This is a genomic window from Maricaulis sp., from assembly GCF_048270265.1.
GTDB lineage: Bacteria > Pseudomonadota > Alphaproteobacteria > Caulobacterales > Maricaulaceae > Maricaulis.
In genome coordinates, this window is the sequence record NZ_JBLWTD010000027.1 from 15,881 (window position 1) to 37,587 (window position 21,707).

At 65.4% G+C, this 21,707-nt stretch carries 21 protein-coding genes; 15 read left to right on the top strand and 6 right to left on the bottom strand.

From position 1 onward, the window contains the following. Positions 1-113 precede the first annotated feature (113 nt). The 12 genes from ACN0YF_RS12765 to ACN0YF_RS12820 all read left to right on the top strand — a co-directional run bounded on the left by ACN0YF_RS12765 (position 114) and on the right by ACN0YF_RS12820 (position 12,859). Positions 114-1,406: a hypothetical protein gene (locus ACN0YF_RS12765; protein ID WP_417494677.1), complete on the top strand. Its 1,293-nt coding sequence runs from the start codon at positions 114-116 to the stop codon at positions 1,404-1,406. 57 nt (positions 1,407-1,463) lie between these two features. Beyond that, positions 1,464-2,120, top strand: a complete 657-nt coding sequence (locus tag ACN0YF_RS12770) for a DUF938 domain-containing protein (protein WP_417494678.1) — start codon at positions 1,464-1,466, stop codon at positions 2,118-2,120. Further along, the gene (ccmE, locus tag ACN0YF_RS12775; protein WP_417494679.1) at positions 2,120-2,605 is read left to right on the top strand and encodes a cytochrome c maturation protein CcmE; all 486 of its coding nucleotides are present in this window, start codon (positions 2,120-2,122) and stop codon (positions 2,603-2,605) included. The genes ACN0YF_RS12770 and ccmE overlap by 1 nt, the downstream gene beginning before the upstream one ends. 58 nt (positions 2,606-2,663) lie before the next feature. Next, the gene (locus ACN0YF_RS12780; RefSeq protein ID WP_417494680.1) at positions 2,664-3,884 is read left to right on the top strand and encodes an alpha/beta fold hydrolase; all 1,221 of its coding nucleotides are present in this window, start codon (positions 2,664-2,666) and stop codon (positions 3,882-3,884) included. A 108-nt stretch (positions 3,885-3,992) separates the two neighbouring features. After that, a complete protein-coding gene (locus ACN0YF_RS12785) occupies positions 3,993-5,501 on the top strand; it encodes a Do family serine endopeptidase (protein WP_417483340.1) in 1,509 nt (502 codons plus the stop codon). Between the two features lie 16 nt (positions 5,502-5,517). After that, entirely contained in the window at positions 5,518-6,189 is a 672-nt protein-coding gene (locus tag ACN0YF_RS12790; RefSeq protein WP_339738994.1) for a response regulator transcription factor, read from the top strand. Positions 6,190-6,195: 6 nt separating this feature from the next. Next, the gene (locus ACN0YF_RS12795; RefSeq protein WP_417483339.1) at positions 6,196-7,632 is read left to right on the top strand and encodes an ATP-binding protein; all 1,437 of its coding nucleotides are present in this window, start codon (positions 6,196-6,198) and stop codon (positions 7,630-7,632) included. 39 nt (positions 7,633-7,671) lie between these two features. Further along, positions 7,672-10,542 (top strand): bifunctional [glutamine synthetase] adenylyltransferase/[glutamine synthetase]-adenylyl-L-tyrosine phosphorylase, encoded by a 2,871-nt coding sequence (locus tag ACN0YF_RS12800; protein WP_417494681.1) that lies wholly within the window; start codon positions 7,672-7,674, stop codon positions 10,540-10,542. Positions 10,543-10,613: 71 nt separating this feature from the next. Further along, entirely contained in the window at positions 10,614-11,216 is a 603-nt protein-coding gene (locus ACN0YF_RS12805) for a hypothetical protein (RefSeq protein ID WP_417494682.1), read from the top strand. Positions 11,217-11,244: 28 nt separating this feature from the next. Further along, positions 11,245-11,910 carry an RNA polymerase sigma factor gene (locus tag ACN0YF_RS12810; RefSeq protein ID WP_417494683.1) on the top strand — a complete coding sequence of 222 codons (666 nt, stop codon included), beginning with the start codon at positions 11,245-11,247 and terminating at the stop codon, positions 11,908-11,910. Beyond that, the gene (locus ACN0YF_RS12815; RefSeq protein WP_417483335.1) at positions 11,907-12,311 is read left to right on the top strand and encodes a hypothetical protein; all 405 of its coding nucleotides are present in this window, start codon (positions 11,907-11,909) and stop codon (positions 12,309-12,311) included. Before ACN0YF_RS12810 ends, ACN0YF_RS12815 begins: the two co-directional genes overlap by 4 nt. Next, entirely contained in the window at positions 12,308-12,859 is a 552-nt protein-coding gene (locus tag ACN0YF_RS12820; RefSeq protein WP_417494684.1) for a periplasmic heavy metal sensor, read from the top strand. Before ACN0YF_RS12815 ends, ACN0YF_RS12820 begins: the two co-directional genes overlap by 4 nt. Before the next feature lie 9 nt (positions 12,860-12,868). Here the strand turns inward: ACN0YF_RS12820 and ACN0YF_RS12825 are convergent, their stop codons facing one another. The 4 genes from ACN0YF_RS12825 to ACN0YF_RS12840 form a co-directional block, all read right to left on the bottom strand. Next, positions 12,869-15,517: a PAS domain-containing sensor histidine kinase gene (locus tag ACN0YF_RS12825; RefSeq protein ID WP_417494685.1), complete on the bottom strand. Its 2,649-nt coding sequence runs from the start codon at positions 15,515-15,517 to the stop codon at positions 12,869-12,871. 61 nt (positions 15,518-15,578) lie between these two features. Further along, positions 15,579-16,142 (bottom strand): response regulator, encoded by a 564-nt coding sequence (locus tag ACN0YF_RS12830; RefSeq protein ID WP_417494686.1) that lies wholly within the window; start codon positions 16,140-16,142, stop codon positions 15,579-15,581. A gap of 18 nt (positions 16,143-16,160) precedes the next feature. Next, positions 16,161-17,726, bottom strand: a complete 1,566-nt coding sequence (locus ACN0YF_RS12835; protein WP_417494687.1) for an EAL domain-containing protein — start codon at positions 17,724-17,726, stop codon at positions 16,161-16,163. A gap of 100 nt (positions 17,727-17,826) precedes the next feature. Next, complete coding sequence (locus tag ACN0YF_RS12840; protein ID WP_417483330.1) at positions 17,827-18,354, bottom strand: hypothetical protein; 528 nt, start codon at positions 18,352-18,354, stop codon at positions 17,827-17,829. 134 nt (positions 18,355-18,488) lie between these two features. On the opposite strand from ACN0YF_RS12840, the gene dusA reads away from it, so the two are divergent. Beyond that, positions 18,489-19,484, top strand: coding sequence for a tRNA dihydrouridine(20/20a) synthase DusA (gene dusA, locus ACN0YF_RS12845; protein WP_417494688.1), 996 nt, complete (start codon positions 18,489-18,491; stop codon positions 19,482-19,484). Next, positions 19,484-20,299 (top strand): sulfite exporter TauE/SafE family protein, encoded by an 816-nt coding sequence (locus tag ACN0YF_RS12850; protein WP_417494689.1) that lies wholly within the window; start codon positions 19,484-19,486, stop codon positions 20,297-20,299. Before dusA ends, ACN0YF_RS12850 begins: the two co-directional genes overlap by 1 nt. Before the next feature lie 62 nt (positions 20,300-20,361). Here the strand turns inward: ACN0YF_RS12850 and ACN0YF_RS12855 are convergent, their stop codons facing one another. After that, positions 20,362-21,051: a retropepsin-like aspartic protease family protein gene (locus ACN0YF_RS12855; RefSeq protein WP_417494690.1), complete on the bottom strand. Its 690-nt coding sequence runs from the start codon at positions 21,049-21,051 to the stop codon at positions 20,362-20,364. Then, on the bottom strand, positions 21,048-21,260 hold the full coding sequence (locus tag ACN0YF_RS12860; protein ID WP_417494691.1) for a DUF1289 domain-containing protein: 213 nt from the start codon (positions 21,258-21,260) through the stop codon (positions 21,048-21,050). The genes ACN0YF_RS12855 and ACN0YF_RS12860 overlap by 4 nt, the downstream gene beginning before the upstream one ends. Positions 21,261-21,327: 67 nt before the next feature. Between ACN0YF_RS12860 and ACN0YF_RS12865 the strand changes: the two genes are divergently transcribed. Beyond that, positions 21,328-21,707 (top strand): Na+ dependent nucleoside transporter N-terminal domain-containing protein (locus tag ACN0YF_RS12865; protein WP_417494692.1); only part of this gene is annotated, 380 nt, incomplete at its 3' end.

Sequence of the window (21,707 nt, forward strand, 5' to 3'; positions counted from 1 at the left end):
CTAACTGTTGAATACTCACCGTCTGTAGTCACGGCCAATATTCACCAATGCCAAAACTTTCGCCGGCACAAAGAGGCAAGCTTGAGGCGCTCTGGCGCAGCATGCCGCCGCACATGCGCGCCAACCTGCACGGGGCGGCGCAGGCGGGTGCGGCTGAAGATCCGGCGTCACAAACCATGCTGGAGCTGTTTGGCGAGCTCGAGGACAGTCTGAACGAGCCGGCCGGTGAACTGGCCAAGGCCTATCTGTTTGAACCCTTGCGGGCCCTGACCGCTGAGCGGGACACAGTGCCCCCGTCGAAATTCCGTTTCAGCCCTGACGATCTCAGCAAGATGTGGGGCTGGCTTGGCCGCGAACTCGCCGGGGATCTGGTCGAGGAGGCGCGCAAGTGCCGCAAGCCTGCCAGCGATCCGGTCTGGCATGAATTTCGCCGCCGTGCAGCCGAGGCTCTGGCGGCGGCCGTCGCGAAGGCGGACCGGGTTCCCAAGGATGTTGTCGCCCTCGACAAGCGATTCGGATCCGATTGCCGGCCCATGCTCCATGACGCCATCGTCTTGCTGAAATCCAGCGAGTGCCTCGCGCTGGCGATGACCGATATTCCCCCCGTGGTCGACGATTTCGATTCGGTCTTGTGCGAAACGGTGCGGGAGCGCCACGAGATCCTGATCGAGGAAGCGCCGGAATCGGCCGTCTGGCTGCTCCTGCTGGTCATGGGGCGGCTGACCTCTCCCTGGCAGATTTTCCGGGTCGTGGAAAAGATCGGCCGGCGCGGCGATGATCTTGTCGTCTCCAAGACGGAGCTGGCGGCGATCGGCGATACCGTGCTCGCGGATACCGGCTATTTCGCCGCCAAGCTGAAACATCCACCGGTCGACCTTGCCGAGGCCGAGGCCTATTTCGCTGTGTTCGAGCGTTATGTCGGCTACTCGACGGGCATGGTGCAGGAATTTGGCATCCGCAAGGATGGGCGCTGGGGACGTTCGCTGTTCGGTCTGCGGGCCGAAGCCTCGAGCAATGTCGAGAAGGTGATGGAAAAGGTGCCGCTGGCGCTGGATGCCGGCCTGCCGGAGCCGCGCCGCGGCCGTAGCGGGCGCATCATTCCGGCGCAATTGCCGACGACCGAGGCCATCAACCGCGCAAGCGGGCTGCTCTATTTCCTGTTCCGGGCCCGCGAACACGCCAATGCGGCAGCCATTGCCAGTGCCCAGAAGCGGATCTACGAGCAGGTCGAGACGCGGATGCTCGAAGCGGGGAAGATGCTGGTCGACGTGGTTGCTGGCAGCAATGGCCAGAGCCGTGTCAGCGCCGAGGAGGCGCTCGCCACGGTGGCTGACCTGCTTGATGCCGCCGGCAGCAATGAAGCCGCGGCCCTGTTGCGCCGCCGCGGTGCCGCCGCCGCGGCATAGCGTCCCGACAGGCAGGCCATGCTTGCCTTCGCGGCCCGCTACCCCTAATTCGCCCCCATGACCGAGACTTCAGACACCGAGATCGCGCTCGAAGCGCGCCAGGCCGAAGCCGCACGGCTGTTTTCGCCCAGTGCCGCGCGCAATCGCGATGCGATCGGCGATCTGCTGGCGAGCTTGTTGCCACAGGGCGCGCGGGTGCTGGAGATCGGCTCGGGCACTGGCGAGCATGCTGTGGCTGTGTGCCAGCGCCGACCCGATATCGACTGGCAGCCCAGCGATCCGGACCCTGCCTCGCGCGCCAGCCAGGATGCCTGGGCTGCGGAGGCGGCTTCCAATATGCGCCCGGCCATCGACCTCGATCTGACCCGGCCGGGCTGGTCGGACGGGCTGGACGCGTTCGATGCAATTGTCTGCCTGAATGTGATCCATATTGCGCCCTGGAGCGTTGCCGAGGCGATCGCGGCGGCCAGCCGCAGCCGCGTTGTCACCGGCGGACTGGTCTATCTCTATGGTCCCTATCTGGAGGGCGAGGCGACGGCGCCCTCGAATCTGGATTTCGACCGCTCGCTGCGATCACGCAACCCGCTGTGGGGCGTACGCGCCCGTACGGATGTGGAAGCCCTGTTCGCCTCGGCCGGATGGGCGCCGCCGGAACGTTACGAAATGCCGGCCAATAATCTCTCCCTTGTCTTCCGCTACCGGAGCCTTGTCTGATGCGCCACCGCAATCGCCGCCTGGCCACGATCGCCCTTGCCGCCCTCGTTCTGGTGGCTGCCGTCTCGCTGGGCCTGTTCGCGATGCGCGATGCAGTCGTGTTCTTCTACAGCCCGAGCGAGATCGCTGCCGAGCCTCCGCTGGCCGGTGAGCGCGTGCGGGTAGGTGGCCTGGTGCTGGAGGATTCCATCGAGGGCCCCGCTACCGGTGATGGCGTGGTCTTTGTCATTACCGACCGGGTCGAGAATGTGACGGCAGCCTATGTCGGCATCCTGCCCGACCTGTTCCGCGAGGGGCAGGGCGTGATCGCTGAAGGGCGGTTCCGCGATGATGGTGTCTTCCAGGCGGAAACCGTGCTGGCCAAGCATGACGAGCGCTATATGCCGCCGGAGGTCGCCGAGGCGCTGCGCGATGCCGGGCTTTGGGAAGGCGATGAGGATGGCGCGTCCTCCGATCAAGCAGACGTGACCGCGCCGTCTCAGTAACAGGATTGGCGTTCTCGGCGACGGCCCCTATCTCTGTTGCGGCAACAGGGAGATTTTCATGGCCAGATCCGAACGCGTCGAATTTTCAGGAGCCTTGGGCGAGACGCTCGCCGCGCGGCTGGAGCTGCCCGACGGGACACCGCGCGCCTTCGCGCTGTTCGCCCACTGCTTCTCCTGTTCCAAGGATATCCACGCCGCCAGCCGGATCTCGCGGCATCTGGCCCGGGCCGGGTTTGCCGTGCTGCGTTTCGACTTTACCGGGCTGGGCCAGTCCGAGGGCGATTTCGCCAATACCAATTTCTCCTCCAATATCCAGGACCTGGTGAAGGCCGGCGAGTTTCTCGCCGCGAACTACCAGGCGCCGGCCCTGATGGTCGGTCACAGCCTGGGCGGGGCCGCCGTGATCGCGGCGGCGGCGCAATTGCCGTCGGTGCGTGCCATCGCCACCCTGGGCGCTCCGGCCGACGCCTCGCATGTCCGCCACGCTTTCCATCCCGACATTGCCGAGATCGAGGCCAAGGGCGAGGCCGAGGTGATGCTCGGCGGGCGCCCGTTCTGCATTCGCAAGCAGTTCCTCGAAGATATCGAGGGGCATTCGCTCGAGGATGCGGTCTCGGCACTCAAGCCCGCCCTGCTGATTGCCCATTCGCCGATCGACAATACCGTCGGCGTGGAGAATGCGACGCGTCTGTTCAAGGCGGCACGGCATTCGCGCAGCTATCTCGATCTCGACGGTGCCGACCATCTGCTCAGCGACCCGGCCGACGCGATCCACGCCGCCGATGTGATTGCCGCCTGGGCATTGCGCTATATCGGCGAGGACGTCCGCCCCGCCGTGCCGGGACCGGACAGAAAGGGCGGGGTCGTGGTGCGCGAGACCGGCGAGGGGGCCTATGCCAATCATGTCGTCGCCGGGCATCACCTCATGCGCGCTGACGAGCCGGCTGATCTCGGTGGCGGCGATACCGGCCCGGCGCCCTATGATTTCCTCAACGCGGCCCTGGGCAGCTGTACCTCGATCACGCTGCGCATGTATGCGGCGCGCAAATCCCTGCCGCTGGACCGGGTGACGGTCACGGTGCGCCATTCCAAGGGCGAGGCCGAGGGGCATGAGGGCAAGATCGACATTTTCGAGCGCGCCATCCGGTTCGAGGGTGATCTCGATACGGCGCAGCGCCAGCGTCTGCTGGAGATTGCCGACAAATGCCCGGTGCACCGCACCCTGCACGGCCCGGTTCAGGTGCAGACGCACGAGGTCGGTAGCCCGTTTGAAACATGACGGGTAAATTACCGCTTGTAATGTTATTGTAATGTTCGGGACACGCAGCCGTCAGCTTGCCCCTGCCTAATCTGCCCCCGGCTCGAACAAGAAAGGTCTTTCTGAATCATGATGTCAGTTTCCAAAATCCGCCGCCTTGGCGGGGTCTCCGTTCTGGTCCTTGCCGCGCTTGCTGCCGGCTCCCTGCTTGATCAGGCCGTGGCCCCTGCGCATGCGATGCAGCAGATTTCCCGCCCCGATTTCACCTCGGCCATCCCGGCCGGCGCGCCGATGTCCTTTGCCGACCTGATCGAGCATGTCAGCCCCGCCGTGGTGACGATCCAGGCCAGCTCCGTGCCCGACCCGGCCACGGGCAGCGCCGATCTCGAAAACGTACCGCCGCAAATGCGTGAATGGCTCGAGCGCCAGTTTGGCGGCCGCGCGCTGCCGCAGACGGCCCAGCCGCGCCAGTCGCTCGGTTCCGGCTTCTTCATTTCGGCCGATGGCTATCTGGTCACCAATAATCACGTCGTCGAAGGTGCGACCGAGATCACCATCGGCACGGCGGGTGGCGACACCTATCCGGCCCGCGTGATCGGCCTCGACCCGCAGACCGATCTGGCCCTGCTCAAGGTCGATGAAGACATCGATTTCCCCTTCGTGACCCTCGAGGACCAGCCGCATTACCGCGTCGGTGACTGGGTCGTCGCGGTCGGCAATCCCTTCGGGCTTGGCGGTACCGCCACGGCCGGGATCATCTCGGCCACCGGCCGCGAGATCGGCAATTCGAACTATAATGATTTTCTGCAGATCGACGCCCCGATCAATCGCGGCAATTCCGGCGGCCCGACCTTCAGCCTCGACGGCAAGGTGGTCGGCGTGAACTCGCAGATCTTTTCGCCAACCGGTGGCAGTGTCGGCATCGGCTTCGCGATTCCGTCCGATGTTGCGGCGCGCGTCGTCACGGCCCTGCGCGAGAACGGCCACGTGTCCCGTGGCTGGCTCGGGGTTGGCATCCAGAACGTTACCGAGGACATCGCCAATGCGATGGGGCTGGAAGAGAGCACCGGTGCAATCATCAGCTCCGTGGTCGCCGGCGGCCCGGCCGACCAGGCCGGCTTCGAGCGCGAGGATGTGGTGCTGGCGGTCAATGACCAGAGCGTCGAGAGTTCCCGTGACCTGACCCGCCGCATCGGCGAGTTCTCCTCCGGCACCGATGTCCGTTTCCGCATCCTGCGGGACGGCCGCGAGCGCACGTTGCGCGTCGAGCTGGGTGAACGCCCTGATGACAGCACGCTCAATCAGCTGCCAAGCCGGGAAGAGGCGGAAGCCACGGTCGATATTTTCGGCATGAGCCTGTCTGCGCTCTCCGATGAGGTCCGCGATGCCCGCGGCCTTCCGGCCGGAACGGTCGGCCTGGTGATCGAGACCCTCGAACCTGCCGGTGAGGCAGCCCGCAAGGGTCTGTCGCGCGGCGATATCATTCTCGAAGCGGGCGGTCGCGCGGTCGGATCGACCGAGGCCCTGCGTGATGCCGTCAATGCGGCCCGCGCGGGCAATCGCAGCGCGATTCTACTGCTCGTCGAGACCCAGGCCGGTCAGCGCTATATCGCGCTCCAGCTTGGCGAAGACGAATAACCGGAAGGACATGTCCATGCGTATCCTGATTGTCGAAGATGACCGCGAAGCGGCGAACTATATTCGCAAGGGTCTGCGCGAATCCGGCCATGTCGCCGACCACGCACCCGACGGGGAAGAGGGGCTGGAGATGGCCCGCGCCGCCGAATACGACGTGCTCGTCGTCGACCGGATGATGCCGCGCATGGATGGTCTGACCATGGTGGCGGCGTTGCGGGCCGATAATATCCGCACGCCGGTACTGATCCTTTCGGCCCTCGGCGAGGTCGATGACCGCGTCGAGGGACTGAAGGCCGGCGGTGATGACTATCTCGTCAAACCCTACGCCTTCGCCGAATTGCTCGCCCGCGTCGAGGCCCTGGCCCGGCGCCGTGACCCCGATGCCGTCAAGACGCGGCTCGTGGTCGGCGATCTGGAGATGGATCTGCTTGCCCGCAAGGTCGTGCGCGGCGAGGAGGAAATCCTGCTGCAGCCGCGCGAATTCCGCCTGCTGGAATTCCTGATGAAACATTCCGGCCAGGTGGTGACACGGACCATGTTGCTCGAGAAGGTGTGGGATTATCACTTCGACCCCCAGACCAATGTGATCGATGTCCATATCTCGCGCCTGCGCTCCAAGATCGACAAGCCGTTCCCGCGGGCATTGCTGCACACGGTGCGCGGAGCCGGCTACCGCCTGCAGGCCTGACCGGTCGTGAGAAATCGCGGCGCCGCCTTTCTGAGAACGACGGCCTTCCGGCAAACCCTCCTGTCGGCGGGCCTGTTCGCTCTCTCCAGCTTTGTCATCCTCGCTTTCGTCTATGTGGCGTCGGCGGGGATGATGATGCGTCGGGCCGATGAATCGATCCAGGAAGAGGTGGCCGTCCTTGAGGCCCGCTTCCAGGTCGGCGGCATCCGCGACATCAATCGCTATATCCTGCAACGCACCGTCGGCGGCGGTGCCGATTATCTCTACCTGCTGGTCCACCCCTCGGGACGGGCCCTGTCGGGCAATCTGTCCGGCCTGCCGGACGTGCAGCCCGATGATGAGGGGCGTGTGCGCTTCACCTACCGGCGGCCGCCCGCCGGCGGTACGGAAGAGACCGACAAGGATGACCGCGCCGGCCGCGGCCAGATCCTCGAACTGCCCAGCGGCTACCGCCTGTTTGTCGGCCTCGATGTCGATGACGAGAACCGCCTGGTCGGGCGGATGCTCAACACCATCCTGGCCGCCTCGGCCTTGGCGCTGGCGCTGGGTGTGGCGGCCGGCATTTTCGTCAGCCGCCGTTTTGTCCGCCGGCTGGATGGGATCAATGCCGTGGCGCGCAGCGTCAAGGCCGGCGATCTCAAGCGCCGGGCACCGCGCAATTTCACCGGCGACGAGCTCGACGAATTGTCCGAGAATTTCAATGCCATGCTCGACCGGGTCGAGGCGCTGATGCATCGCATGCGCCATACCGGCGACAGCATCGCCCATGACCTCCGCACCCCGCTGACGCGCATGCGAAACCGGCTCGACGAGGCCCTGCGCGAGGACGGTGATATCGAGGCACGCGAACAGGCGCTCGAGCGAGCCGTCGCCGACACCGATGAATTGCTCGGGATTTTCAACGCCATTCTCAGCCTGTCGCGGCTGGAGGCCGGCGAGAGCCGCAGCGCCATGGTGCGTCTCGACCCCGCCGATATCGCCACCGATCTGGCCGAGCTCTACCAGCCGGTCTGTGAGGATGAAGGCCTGTCCTTCGACGCCGAGGTGCAGCAGGGCCTCACCATGCTCGGCGATCGCGGACTGTTGTCGCAGGCACTGGCCAATCTGCTCGACAATGCGGTGAAATACACCCCGTCCGGCGGCGCCGTGGCCCTGCGCCTGCGTCAGACGGCAGACGGCATGATCGAGTTCTCCGTCACCGACACCGGTCCCGGCGTGCCCGAAGCCGACCGTGAGCGCGTGGTGCAGCGTTTCGTGCGGCTCGACAATTCACGCACCCTGCCCGGATCGGGGCTTGGCCTGTCCCTGGTGCAGGCGATCAGCGATATCCATAACGGGATATTCCGCATCGAAGAGGGGCCGGGCGTTGTCGAGGGTGAGCACGGGCCGGGCCTGCGTGCATCGCTCAGCTTCCCCGTGGCGGCCAAAGAGAACAAGCCCTAGGGGCTTTCCCCGCCCGTGCAATCACGCCAGTTTGAGCCCATGTCCGACCGTGCATTGCTCACAGCCGATCTCCCGCCCCTGCCTGGTTCGACCGCCGGGCAGTGCACGCATCTGTTCGCCGGTCTGCCGGAGGATGTGCAGGGGGCGATCAGCGGTGTGCGCCCCTTTCTCGACAGCGTCTTTGCCGCCGCGCCCTATCTCGGGCGCCTGGCCCAGCGGCGCCCCGATGGGCTGGCACTGTGTATGTGCGACAGTGCCGAGACCCGGCTGGCGGCGGTGATTGAGGCGGCCCGGAGAACCGGTGCCGAGGCTCCCGATATCGCCTGCCTTGATGCCGGCCTGCGCCAGGCCAAGGCGGATATGCACTTGCTGGTCGGGCTGGCTGATCTGGCCGGACGCTGGGACGTGGCGCAAGTCACCGGTGCGGTGACCGGATTTGCCGAAGCGGCCGTGCGGGCAGCCCTGCTTGCCCATGTCCGCTTCGCAGTGGAGGCGGGGCGGCTATTGCCGGTCGCCGATGCGGCGAACCCGCTGCCCGGCCTGTTCGTCTTTGCCCTTGGCAAGATGGGGACGGGCGAACTCAACTACTCGTCCGACATCGATCTTGTGGCCTTGTTCGATCCGGAACGGTTGGCGATGCCGGCCGAAGAGGAGCCGCGCAAGCGTCTGCCGCGCCTGATCCAGGCGATTGTCCGTTCCCTGCAGGAGGTCACCGCTGACGGCTATGTCTTCCGGACGGATCTGCGCCTTCGGCCCGACCCCGGCGCGACCCCGGTTGTCCTCTCCACGGATGCGGCGCTGAACTATTACGAATCCTTCGGCCAGACCTGGGAGCGGGCGGCCTGGATCAAGGCGCGCTATTGCGCCGGCGATGCCGCTGCGGCCGGGGATTATCTCAGGCAGATGCAGCCCTTCATCTGGCGCCGGGCGCTGGATTTCGCGGCGATCGAGGATATTCGCGGGCTCGCGCGCCAGATCCAGACGGTTGGCAGACGTGGCGAGATCCAGCCCGCCGGCCATGACCTCAAGCTCGGGCGAGGGGGGATCCGCGAGATCGAATTCTTCGCCCAGGTGCCGCAATTGGTGTTTGGCGGCCGTGATCCCAGTGTGCGGGTCTCGCCGACCCTGAAGGCACTGGCGGCGCTGGAGGCGCGAGGCGTGGTCGATGCGGCCACCTTGCAGTCGCTCAGCGAGGATTATCGCAGCCTGCGCGCCTGGGAACACCGGATCCAGATGCGTCAGGATGAGGCCAGCCAGACCCTGCCGCTGCGCGATGAGGACCGGCGCGCCGTGGCCGCAATGGCAGGCTATGGCGAGCTGGCTGCGTTCGACGCCGCCGTCGAGGCCCTGCTGCGCCGGGTTCATGGTCACTTCTCCGACCAGTTCGAGGATGATGCCTCACTCTCCTCCGAAGCGGGCACCTTGATCCTTACCGGCGTTGAGCCTACGCCCGATACCTTGACCACGCTGGAGACGCTTGGCTTCCAGCAGGCAGAGCAGGTGTGGAAACGGCTCAATGGCTGGGCTGGCGGCAAGGTGCGCGCCGCCCGCAGTCCGCGCGCCCGGACCCTGCTGGCGCAGATCGCGCCGCGCCTGGTGGACATCATGGCGGCCACCGGCGAGCCCGACGCGGCCTTTATTCGCTTCGCCGCCTTCTACGAAAACCTGCCCATGGGGGTGCAGCCGCTCTCGCTGCTGATGAACGAGCCCGGTCTGGCGGCCGATCTGATTTCGATCCTCACCCTGGCGCCGCGCATGGCGGCCGATCTCGCCCGCCGGCCCAACATGCTCGATGTCATGCTGGACGATCGCTTCTCGGTCCCGCTGGCCCAGGACCCGCCGGATGATTTCCGCAACCGGCTGGGCGGTGAGGTCTCGGCCTGCGAGACCTATGAGGCGGCGCTCAATGCGGCGCGGCGTCTGGTGCGGGAGGAGCGCTTCCGGATCGGCACGCAGATCGTGCGCGGTACCGCCGATGCCCAGACAGCCGGTGCGGCCTATTCCGCGGTCGCCGACGCGACCGTCGAGTACATGGCGCTGGCGGCGGAACGCGAAACGGTGCGGCGCTCGGGCGAGATGCCGGGACGCTATGTGGTGCTCGGCATGGGCAAGCTCGGCGGGCGCGAGCTGGCCGCCGATTCCGATCTCGACATCATGATCATCTATGATGGCGATGAAATGGCCCAGACCTGGTTCTCGCGCTTCGCGCAGCGTCTGATCAGTGCCCTGTCGGCGCCGACCGAGGAGGGCGAGCTCTACGATGTCGACATGCAATTGCGCCCCTCGGGCAAGGCGGGCCCTGTGGCCGTGCGGCTGGCGCGTTTCGGGCAGTATTATTTCGATGAGGCCTGGACCTGGGAGCTGATGGCGATGACCCGGGCGCGGGTGGTTGCCGGTGATGCCGCGGTTGAAACCGAGGTTTCGCGGGCGATCGATGCGGCGCTGACACGTTTGCGGCCACGCGAGACGCTGCTGGCGGATGCGCGCGAAATGCGCGAACGGCTGGAGGCCGCGCGTCCGGCGCAGAGCGAGTGGCATATCAAGAGCCGCGTTGGCGGATTGCAGGACATTGAGTTCATCGTCCAGACCCTGCAGCTCCTCGCGGCGCCAGACGGCTACATGATCCGCAACTCCACCAATCCGGCCCTGGCGGCGCTGTCGCAAGCGGGGCTTGTTTCCGCCGCGGACGCGGCCTTCCTGAATGAATGTGTCCATCTCTATCTCGGCATCGCGCAATTGCTGCGCGCCGCGCACGGGACCGGCTTCGATCCGGCCGGTGCCAGCGCCGCCTTCACGCGCAGCCTTGTGACGATGGCCGGTGCGGCGGACCTTGACGGATTGCGCGCCGACCTCGACGCGCGCTGCACCAAGGTGAGGGCGCTGTTCCGTCAGTATCTGGAAAATAGCTGACATCGCCGCGACGGAATTGCCCTGACCCTGCGTTGAAGGGACAGCGAGGACATTGAAACAGGATAATTCCGATGAAGAAATCTATGCTCACAATGCTGCTGGCCGGAACCGCCATTGTCATGGCTGGTTCGGCTGCACAGGCACAACCCGGCCGCGGCCATGATGGCGCAGGCCGTCATGGTGGTGGTCCCGAGCGCGGCGCGATGATGCTGCGTCTGGCTGATGCCAATGGCGACAATTCGATCACCCAGGCTGAAGTCGATGCACTTCAGGCCGAGATGTTCGACTGGATGGATCGCAATGGCGATGGCTATCTGGACGACGCCGATCAGTCCCCGGTCCGCCAGCGCATGCGTGCCATGCACGAAGCGCGTGCTGACCAAGGCGACCGGCCCGAGGGCGAAGGCCGCCGGCGCATGGGTCGCGGCGATGGCGGTGAACGCGGTGAACGCGGACATCGCGGCGGTCGTGGTGATCGTGGTGGTGAAGGCGAGCGCGGTCTGCGCGGTGCCGATACCGATGGTGACAGCCGCGTCTCCCGCGCCGAGTTCCTTGCCATGGAACGGCCCGGCTTTGCCCGGCTCGATGCGGACAGCAATGGCGTGATCACGCCGGCGGAACTGGACGCGGCAGCGGACGAGCGTCATGATCGCCGTCGCTGGTGGCGTAACTAGTGACTTTGCCATGCTTGACGGGTGCGGAATGGCAAGTGAAGTCCTGGTCAGCAATGACCGGACGCCCTTCCGTACCCGCAACATGGCGATGAATATGGTAGGTGGAGAGAGCGATGAAGCCCTCATGGCGCGGATCGCCAATGGTGACCGCGCCGCCGCCGGTCTGCTGATGCAGCGGCGATTGCCGCGCATTCTCGGCCTTGCCAATCGCATGCTCAATGACCCGGTCGCGGCGGAAGATATCGCCCAGGAGACGTTCATTCGTGTCTGGAAGGCGGCGCCGCGCTGGGAGCCGGGCCGGGCCCAGGTCTCGACCTGGATGAGCCGGATCGCGATCAATCTCTGTCACGACCGCCGCCGCAAGCATCGTGAGGTCCTGCCGGAAACCCTGCCGGAGCGCCGTGACCCGGCGCTGGACCAGGAGGGGACCGTCGTCCGGACGGAAACACAGGACCGGGTTGCCGAAGCCATGACGCAATTGCCCGAGCGGCAAAAGCTGGCGATGGAACTCGTGCATTTCCAGGAAATGAGCAATATCGATGCGGCGGACATGATGTCGGTCAGCGTCGAGGCCCTTGAGTCTCTTCTGGCGCGGGGGCGGCGGAATCTGCGATCCATCCTGATCGGAGAGGCCACGGAATTGATGTCGGGCTATCGTCAGCCCGAGCCATCGCAGACAGGTGTAGAACCATGACCGAAGAGAGATTTTACCAGATCCTGAGCGCCTATGGCGCCAATCCGGAACGCTGGCCCGCGGCCGAGCGCGCCCAGGCGGAAGCCTTCGCGGCGCGGCACCGGAGCGATGTTCTGGCGGAAGTCGAGGCGGAAGCGGCACTGGACGCGATGCTGGGCAGTGGCGAGGGACAGGCGAGCGATCTGCTTGAACGCCGCATTCTGCGCAGCCTGCCCGAGCCGGCGATTTGGAACTGGCAGGCCCCCGCCATGGCGGCGGCTGCGGCCCTGGTGATCGGCGTCATGCTCGGCTTCTCGAGCGGCGCCCTGATCTCGCCGGCTGATGAGGTCGAAACCTATTATGCCGATGCCTTCAACGGTCTGGACGAGGACTGGGTTGACTGGCTGGGAGGAGACGCATGAGATCGCCCACACCCTGGATTGCAGCCCTGCTGGTCTCGGTTCTGCTGAATGGCGCGCTGATCGGCTTTGTCGCCCATCGCAGCGCTGACGGACCGTCCTGGCGTGCCGGGTCTGATGGCGCGGGGCCTGGCGGCCCGCCGCCGCCTGAACCCCCCATGGCGAGCGGCTTCAATGTCCGCGGCTTCCTGGAAGCCCTGCCGGAGGCCGAGCGTGAAGTGGCCGGCCGGCGCCTGCGTGAGAATATGGAAACGATGCGCGAGCTGGGCCGTGAGGCCCGGGAGGCGCGGCGTGAGGCCGATGAGGTGCTCGCGGCCGACCCCTTCGATCCGGAGGCCGCACAGGCCGCATTGCAGCGCGTGCGTGAAATCCGGCTGGGCTTTGAAGCCCGGATGGAGGCATCGCTGATCGAGGTTATCGCCGGGCTCGACCCGGAGGTGCGTGCTGCGGCACTGGAAGCCGGGCGCCGTTCGTCTCACCGGGGTGACCGCCGGCACCGGGACGGGCCGCGGCGAGACGGTCCGCCTCGCGGACCCGGGGACCGCAACTAGCGGGGCACCCTATTCGTTGGCGGTGAGCCGGGACTGCATCGGCTGATCGACGAATTCATCCTCATAATCACCGAAGGCGTCCGCGTCATCGAGGCCTGTGTCTGCGGCCGCGGCGGGGGCTGATTCCAGTGGCTGGTTCTGGCTGACCGGCAGCACGAAGCTGACCGTCGTGCCCTCGCCGAGGCGGGAATCGATCGACAGCGAACCGCCATGCAGCTCAACGAGGGATTTCGACAGCGCCAGGCCAAGCCCCGAGCCCTGATGGCTCTTGGAGTGCTGGCTTTCGATCTGTTCAAAGGGCCGTCCGAGCCGTGGCAGATCGTCGGCGGCAATCCCGATCCCGGTATCGGAAACCTGGAAAGCGACGCCTAGGCCCGACATGAAGCCGCGAATGGTGACGCGTCCGCCCTCGGGCGTGAACTTCACGGCATTGGAAACCAGATTGATCATCACCTGTTTGAAGGCGCGCGGGTCGACCTCGATTTCCGGCAGATCCGAGACATCGGCGTGCAGGCGCAATTGCTTTTCCTCGGCGCGGCCCCGCACGATGCGCACGCACTGATCGACCAGATCGCCGGCATCGGTCGGCTCGGTCTGGAGCTGCATCTTGCCGGCTTCGATCTTCGACATGTCGAGGATGTCATTGATCAGTTCGAGCAGGTGCTGGCCGGACCCGAGAATGTCCTTCATATAGCCGACATAGCGCTGGTCACCGATCGGACCGAACATTTCGCGCAACATGATTTCCGAGAAACCGTTGATGGCGTTGAGCGGCGTGCGCAGCTCATGGCTCATATTGGCGAGGAATTCACTCTTCGAGCGATTGGCTTCCTCGGCCCGGATCTTTTCTTCTTCGTATTTCTTGGCGAGATCGGCGATGCGCGCCTGGCTGCGTTTGACGTCGTCGACGGTCTTGCGGAGCTGGGCCTCATTCTCGGTCAGGGCCGCCTCGTGATGTTTGAGGGCGGTGATGTCGGCCCCGACACTGACCAGGCCGCCATCGGCGGTGGCGCGTTCGGAATAGTGCAGCCAGCGCCCGTCGGCGAGTTCGATGTCATAGGCCTCGCTGCCATCGGTATCGCCATGCACCGCCTTGATGGCGAGCGCGGCAGCCTGCTCGACAGCGCTGTAGGACATGCCCGGTTTGAGCCGTCCCTCGGAGAAATTGAACAGGTCGCGGAATTTGCGGTTCCACAGCACCAGGCGCTGGCGGGAATCCCAGAGCACGAAGGATTCCGTCATCGATTCCAGCGCCGCGCGCAGGCGTGTCTCGGCCGCAACGACGCGGGCCTGGGCACCCTTGCGGTCGGTGACGTCGATCGCCACGCCGACAATGCGCGCCTTGGTGGCATCGCCGGCCTCGTTGAGAATGCCGCCGCGCATCTGCAGCCAGACCGGGGCCGAGGCCGCGAGGACTTCCAGATCGACTTCACCGCCGGTCGGCGCCCCGCGCATGGCGGCGCGCAGTTTCTCGCGATCGGGGCGGCTGAAGAGTTTGAGGAATTCGGTGCCGGTGCACTGCATCGCATCGCCGAGGCCGAGAATGCGGGCCAGCGAATCTGTGACGAAGACGGTGTCGGCGTCGGGATTCCAGTCCCAGACGCCGCAGCGAGCGCCTTCGATGGCAAAACGGAAGCGCTGTTCGTTGTCGGCAAGCTGCTGGCGGGTCGAGCGCAGCCGGCCCATCTGCATGAAGACCAGCGCACTCAGGCCCAGCGCGACGAAAATCGGGGCGATGAACATCAACCCGTAGAAGAACAGGGTGCGGTACCAGGCGTTCTGGTTGATGCGCATGGCACCGAGTGCGTAGACGTGCAGATCGGTGCCGGTGATCGGGGCGACCGCGAAGGTGACCTGCTCCTCGCCGAAATGCGCCTGCGACGTCGCGCCGCCGCCGCCGGCTGCGAGCCGCTGGATGAAGCTGTGGGTCAGACCGAAACGCTGGGCGAGGGGCGTGCCCGGACGCGCGCCGGTAATCCGGGGCCGGATGGCGAGCATGCCGCCGACGCCGTCGGCCAGGGCCACGACGCGTTCCTCACCCCAGTCGGGCAGGACTGCCAGCGCCGGCAGGCGTGCAACATAGGCACCTACCGTGCCATCGCTGAGCTGGGCCGGCACGGCGAGGACGAGGAAGGCCTGGCCGTCCGCCGTGATCTCGGTGGTGAAACCGGAGGCCGCATCGAGCGCCGTCCCGGCGATTTCGCGCAGACCGGTATTGCTGTCGCCGGAAGCGAGCACGCGGCCATCGGGCAGCAGCAGGGCCAGCTCGGCAATCAGTTCTGAGTCCGCCAGGGTCGCCAGACGGGCACGGGCAACGCTCTCGATGTCGCGCATTGGCGTATTGCGCAGATCGGTGCTGGCAAAGGACAGCGCGTAGCGCGCTTCGGCCAGGCGGCCGGTCACCCGTTCGGCCAGATAGCCGGCGGCATTGGCCTGCGAACGCTCGGCCTCGCTGACCAGCGCTTCGCGTTCCTGCTGGATCTTGACGAGGAGGATGCCGCCATAGGCCAGCGAAAACAGGACCATGGCGATAATGATCCAGCCCGCACCGCTATTGCGGCGTGGCTTTGACGCGCGCGCAGCTTCGGCCGCAGCCGGGCTTCGCGAGCCAGCCTCGACCTTGCGGGGTCTGTCGGTGCGGGGGGCGTCCTGAATCATGGTGCCAAACTACGTTGCGTTTGGCGGCTCTGTCGACAGTCGATCATCGGGCTCGAGGTGCTCACGCTGCGTTCGCGCCGTCCTTGTCAGCCACGCCCTCACCGGCTTCATCAGCGGCGGCGGCCTCAGCCGCGTCGCTCGCGCGCCGGCCCGGACCGCGATACATCGCCTGTTCGGCGCCTGCACGGCGACGGTCGGGGCCAAAATAGCTCTTGTTGCGGATGAAGGGCCGGGGCGCATTGATCACAGAAGTGAGCTTGGCGAACACGTCACGCGCGGTCACCGGCTTGCAGCAGAATTCTGTCACGCCGGCATCGCGGGCCTTCTGGACCCGGCTGCGCTCGGAATAGGCGCTGATCATGATGATTGGCACCATGGGATTGGGGCTGTCGTCACCGGTGCGCACTAGGCGCACGAAATCGAGCCCGTCCAGAATATCCATCTGGTAATCGGTGATGATGATGTCGATCACATCCGCGCGCACCGTGTCGAAGGCTTCGGCCGGGTCGCGGGATTCAAAGATGTTCTTGATGCCGAAACCATGCAGCAGGGTGCGCAGGATGGTCAGCATATAGCTGTTGTCATCGACGATGAGGATTTTCAACCGGCTCAGATCTACGGCCATGCTCTACCTATCGTCGCCTCAGGCGGCGCGCGTGGATTTGCGCCGCGGATCAGTGAGCACTTTAAGTGGAATAGGCTTACCGAAATAGTAACCCTGGCCGTAGGTCACACCCAGCGCCTGCATTTGCTTGGCGCGTTGCTCGGTCTCGATCATTTCGGCGACCGTTTCGAGTTTCAGCTCCCGGCACAGCGAGACCATCCCCTTGAGGATGGCCGTATCGCGTTCGCCCAGCTGCGGATGACGGACATAGGAGCCGTCAATCTTGACAATATCGGCCGGGAAATCCCGTAGATACTGGAATCCCGCCGCACCGGCACCGAAATCATCCAGGCAGACCTTGTGCCCGCGCTCGCGGATTTTCTGGATGATGGCATTGGCAGCTTTCACGTTCCGGACCGACGCGGTTTCCGTCAATTCGAAGCTGAGGCGGCTGCGATCAATGCGGAGGTCGGCCAGCATTTGCAGGAATTTCTTGCCCCAGGCCGGGTTTTCCAGTGATCGGCCGGACAGATTGACCGCCAGGGCAGGCCGATCAAAATCATCGCGCAGGAAATTGGCCCCGATCTCGACCATGGCGATGTCGATTTCATAGATCAGGCCGGTGCCCTCGGCAAAGTTGACGCTGTCGCAGACGGGCATGCCGCCGGGCAGGCGGAGCAGCAGCTCGTAATGTTCGATCTTGCCGGTTTCAAGCGAGACGATGGGCTGGGCGTGCGGCTCGATGACCCGGCCGGCGATCGTCGCGCGGATTTCGTTCATCCGCCGCCGCGTATCCTCAAGCATTTCCGTCGCGACCCGTTGCAGGCTGGTGACGTCGAGCACATTGGCGCTGTCGGCCGCCTGGTTGACGGCATAGAGGAAGGCCTGGATCGCAATATCGGGTTCAAGCTCGGGCGCGTCCGGAATGGACTCAAGCCGGACGCGGGTTTTCTCGAGCCGGTTGTCGCCCAGCAGGGCCTCGATATCCGCGCAGAGCGCTTTCAGATCGGCACTGGCCGGATGGATCAGCGCTGTCCGGGCAGGGTCGACGCGCTTGGCCAGTCCGTCGGTCCCGACAGCGGCACCGCATTCCGCCGCAATGGCCTGGCGCAGCATTTCAGCACGCTTGGCGCCGACCTGCCGGTCGATATCTTCAATCCCGTCAATGCGCAGGACCGACATGCTCATCGGCACGCCGGATTCCCGGGCCTTGGAAATCGCATTCTGTGCCGTGCGGGCGAAGGCTTGCGGATCAAGCTCTGTCGGCGCTGTCAGGGCGTGGAAGGACAATGTCCAGCGAATCTTGTCGTCATCGCCAAGCAGCCAGGCGCTCAATTGCGCCTCGCGCCCGCCGACCGCGACGCGGACCGGTCCGACCCGGCGTCCCGGCTTCAGGCTGCGCATCAAGGCCTTGACGATGGCCTGTGAGGTCCGGTCGAGCCGCTGGGAAAAATCGAAGCTTCCGGAGTCGAGCGCGGGTTCGCTAAGCGTGGCGGTCGCGCCGGCGGCATAGCTCGTCATGCCGTTCAGATCGGTTTCGACAAGGACATCCGCCGCAGCGAAGGCGAACGACAGGAAACGATTTCTTTGTTCAATCAAAGACATAATAAGTCAGTCCACCCAAAGATTGGATGTAGTATTGTAATGAAATCGTTAGGGGGCAGTTAAGGTTCGCTGCGGCGGCAATGCTGGCAGCGGCCTGTCTTTACGGGGCTTCAGCCGGTTTGGTATTGATGGCGCGGACGAGTTCTCCGGCGCGCCGCGCCAGCGTCGACACTGCGTCGGGAAGCTCGGTGTCGTCCGAGGCCAGCTGGACCAGTTGCTCGGCCAGCTCAAGCAGGCCAGGGCTGCGCGTGATCAGCCGGGCCTGGGCCTCGATCCGGTTCGGGTCGCGGTCATATTCTGCCGCCGGGACACGCCAGCCGCCCCAGTCCTTCGGATCGGTGACAACGACAGGGAAAGTGCCGGGGAAGGGGTGGCGGCTGCATTCTTCCATGCTCTGCCACTTGTTCTTCGCCCGCAGCACACGCCAGTTCTCGCCATCAACCGTGTCGGCCTGTTCGGACGCCAGTTCGTGGGTCGTGAAGTCGCGTCCGAGCCCGCAATCATAATAGATCCGGACCGGTTCCTCGACATCCTTGACCCAGTGAGGTTTGACGTGTTCGACGATCGCCCATGTGCCAACCGGCGCCACGTAAACGCGTTGATGTTTGTGGAACAATGCCTTGGCCATGTCGTCCTCCTGCAGCCCGAGCTGACCACAGCCGGATTGAAACGGGGTAAATCCGGCCGGCGGCATTTGATCCTTCTGCCAGCCGGGCGGCGGACACAAATTGCGGGCGCGGCGCTCGCGCGCTATGTGGCGGCATGAGCTCTGATCGAAATCCTGATCGCCGCCTCTCTGTGGCACCGATGATGGACTGGACCGACCGGCATTGCCGGGCCTTTCACCGTGTCCTGAGCCGGCATGCCCTGCTGTATACGGAAATGGCCGTCGACAAGGCGCTGATCCATGGCGATCCGGAGCGGATTATCGGCTTCGACCCGGTCGAGCAGCCCGTTGCGTTGCAGCTCGGCGGTTCGGTGCCGGAGGATCTGGCAGAGGCGGCTCGGATCGGGGCCGGCTTTGGCTATGCCGAGATCAATCTCAATATCGGTTGCCCCTCGGACCGGGTGCAGTCGGGCCGTTTCGGCGCCTGCCTGATGCGGGAGCCGGAACTGGTCGCCGATTGCGTCAGGGCGATGCAGGATGCGGTCGACCTTCCCGTGACGGTGAAATGCCGGATCGGCGTTGATGACCAGGATCCGGAAGCGGCGCTGCCGGCTTTTGTCGATACGGTCGCGGCGGCCGGAGTGACGAGTTTTACGGTTCATGCGCGCAAGGCCTGGCTCAAGGGGCTCAGCCCGAAAGAGAACCGCACCGTTCCGCCGCTCGATTATGACCTCGTCCATCGCCTCAAGCAGGATCGGCCCGAGCTTGAGATCATCCTCAATGGCGGACTGGAAACGCTTGACCAGGCCATCGCGGCGAGCGCCGGGCTTGATGGCGCCATGATCGGGCGCGCTGCCTATCACGACCCCTGGGTTCTGGCCCGCGTCGACTCGCGCATTTTCGGCGAGCGCGATCCGGTCGCGACGCGCCATGATGCCTTGCGCGCCTATCGCCCCTATATGCAGGCGCGCCTCGATGAGGGCGTGACGCTGCATTCGATGACGCGCCATGTGCTGGGCCTGTTCCAGGGCTTGCCGGGCGCGCGGCAATGGCGCCGTATCCTGTCTGAAAAATCCGGCCGCCCCGGGGCCGGGCTCGACGTGCTCGACGAGGCCAGCGCCGCTGTGCCGCAACAAGATGAGGCCGCCTGATGACCGATATGCTTTTGCTGGTGGCCGTGATGGCGGCGACCGGCGCTTTCGCGGGCCTTGTTGCGGGCCTGTTCGGGATTGGCGGCGGTGTCGTGATGGTGCCGGCGATGTATTATGCCTTCACGGCGCTGGGCTATCATGACGACAAGCTGATGCATGTCGCGGTCGGCACCTCGCTGGCCGTCATCGTTGCGACTTCGGCCCGCAGTGTCGCCGCCCATGCCAAGCGCGGCGCGGTCGATTTTGCGGTCCTGCGCAGCTGGGGGCCCTGGATTGTCGCCGGCACGCTGTTGGGGTCAGTGATTGCCGACCAGGTTTCGGGCCGGGTGCTGACCGGCCTGTTCGGTGGCATGGCGCTGTTGCTGTCACTGCAATTCTTCTTCGGACGTCCGGACTGGAAGCTGCGCGATGATCTTCCTGGCGGTGCGGGCCGGGCCGGGCTGGCCGGCATGATCGGTATTCTCTCTGCGATGATGGGGATTGGCGGCGGCGTGTTCGGGGTCACCCTGATGACCCTGTGCGGCAAGCCGATCCATAAGGCAGTCGCGACCGCCGCCGGCTTTGGCGTTGCCATCGGCCTGCCCGGCGCGATCGGCTATATCGCCAATGGCTGGGGATCGAATATCGTGCCCTGGTCGCTGGGCTATGTGAACCTGCCCGGCTTCGCGCTTCTGGCGGGCTCGGCCTTCTTCGTCGCCCCGATCGGCGCCAGGCTGGCCCATGATCTGCCGGCGGCAACCTTGAAGCGCTTCTTCGCCATCGGCCTGCTGATCGTTGGTGGCATGCTGCTCAAGGAAGCGGTACTGGGCGGCTGAGCGGAGCATTTTCGGCAAAAGCGGGCACCGGTTTTGCGGTTCGAAAATGCGACCACCGGGCGTTAGGGCCGCAGCACCAGCTCATCGCCGCGGATCTCGACGCCGGACAGGCGGTTGAGTGCCGACATGCCCAGCAGCGACTGGCCGCCGTCGATCATCACGATCGCATCGACATCGTGCAGCACCAGACCGCCCAGCCGCATCGTGTCCAACCGCACGCCGGCCGCGGCGGAGGAGCCTGAAGCCGTCTGGATCGGCCGGTTGAAGCGCAGGGCCGCCGTGTCGATCCCGACGCGCTCGGCATCGGCGCGGCTCAGCGCGACCATGGATGCGCCGGTGTCGACGAGGAAGAGGACCGGGCGGCCATCGACTTCCGAGACGATGTAGAAATGACCGTCGGCATTGCGCCGGATGGTCTGTTCGCCGCCCGCTTCACCCTGGGCTCGCGCCGGAACAAGATTGCCGGTCACCCGTCCGGCGATGATCGCGAAGTCCTCCCGCAGGGCATAGCCGGTCATCAGGACGAGGCCGATCCCGATCCAGATCGCCAGATCCCGCACCGCATGGCCGGGGCGGGTCGCAAAGGCGCCGACCAGGCCGCCGGAGATCAGCACAATCAGCCCGGCGGAATAGACCAGGCGCATCGCCGTATCGCTGTCATCCAGACTGCCGGGCGCCGCGAAGCGCATGGCCAGCAGCACGGCGGCGGTGACCAGTGCGCCGAGGGCGAGGTGGGGCAACCAGCGTTTCATCGTGCCGTAGCCTTTGTGTGCCCGGCGCGCTCGGCATAGGCCGCCTCGCGCTGCGGCAGTGCTGCCAGGATCGCCTCGCGTTCGGCGTCGGAATATTTCGTCCAGAGGCCGAGCTCGTCCATGGTCCGGAAGCAGCCGACGCAGAGGCCGGCGGCGGGATCGACGAAGCAGACTTTGACGCAGGGGGTCTTGATCGGGGTTTCAGCCATGGGGTCAGCATTTCCCGGCGCGGGCGTTGAGGCAAGTGCTTGCAGCCGCACAGTGGGGCGGAATAGGGTGCCGCAGCTGTTTGCGGGGGACCAGATGGAAGACATGACGCTGCAATTGCGCAGTTTCGCAGGCCTGTTCGTGTTTGCCGGACTGGCCTGGGCCCTGGGGCCGCGCCAGCGTTTTCCCGTTGTCCTGCTGCTCGGCTCGATCGGCATGCAATTGCTGATCGCCTGGCTGCTCTATTCCGTGACCCCGTTTCGCGCCTTCCTGCAATCGCTGACCGGCGTTGTGATGGTCTTGCAGGAGGTGACCAATGAGGGCGCGCAATTCGTCTTCGGCTATCTGTCCGGCGCGCCATCGCCATTCGTCGTTGATCCGGAGGGCGGCAGTCTCTTCCTGTTTGCCTTCCAGGCCCTGCCGATGGTGATCGTGCTCTCGGCGCTGTC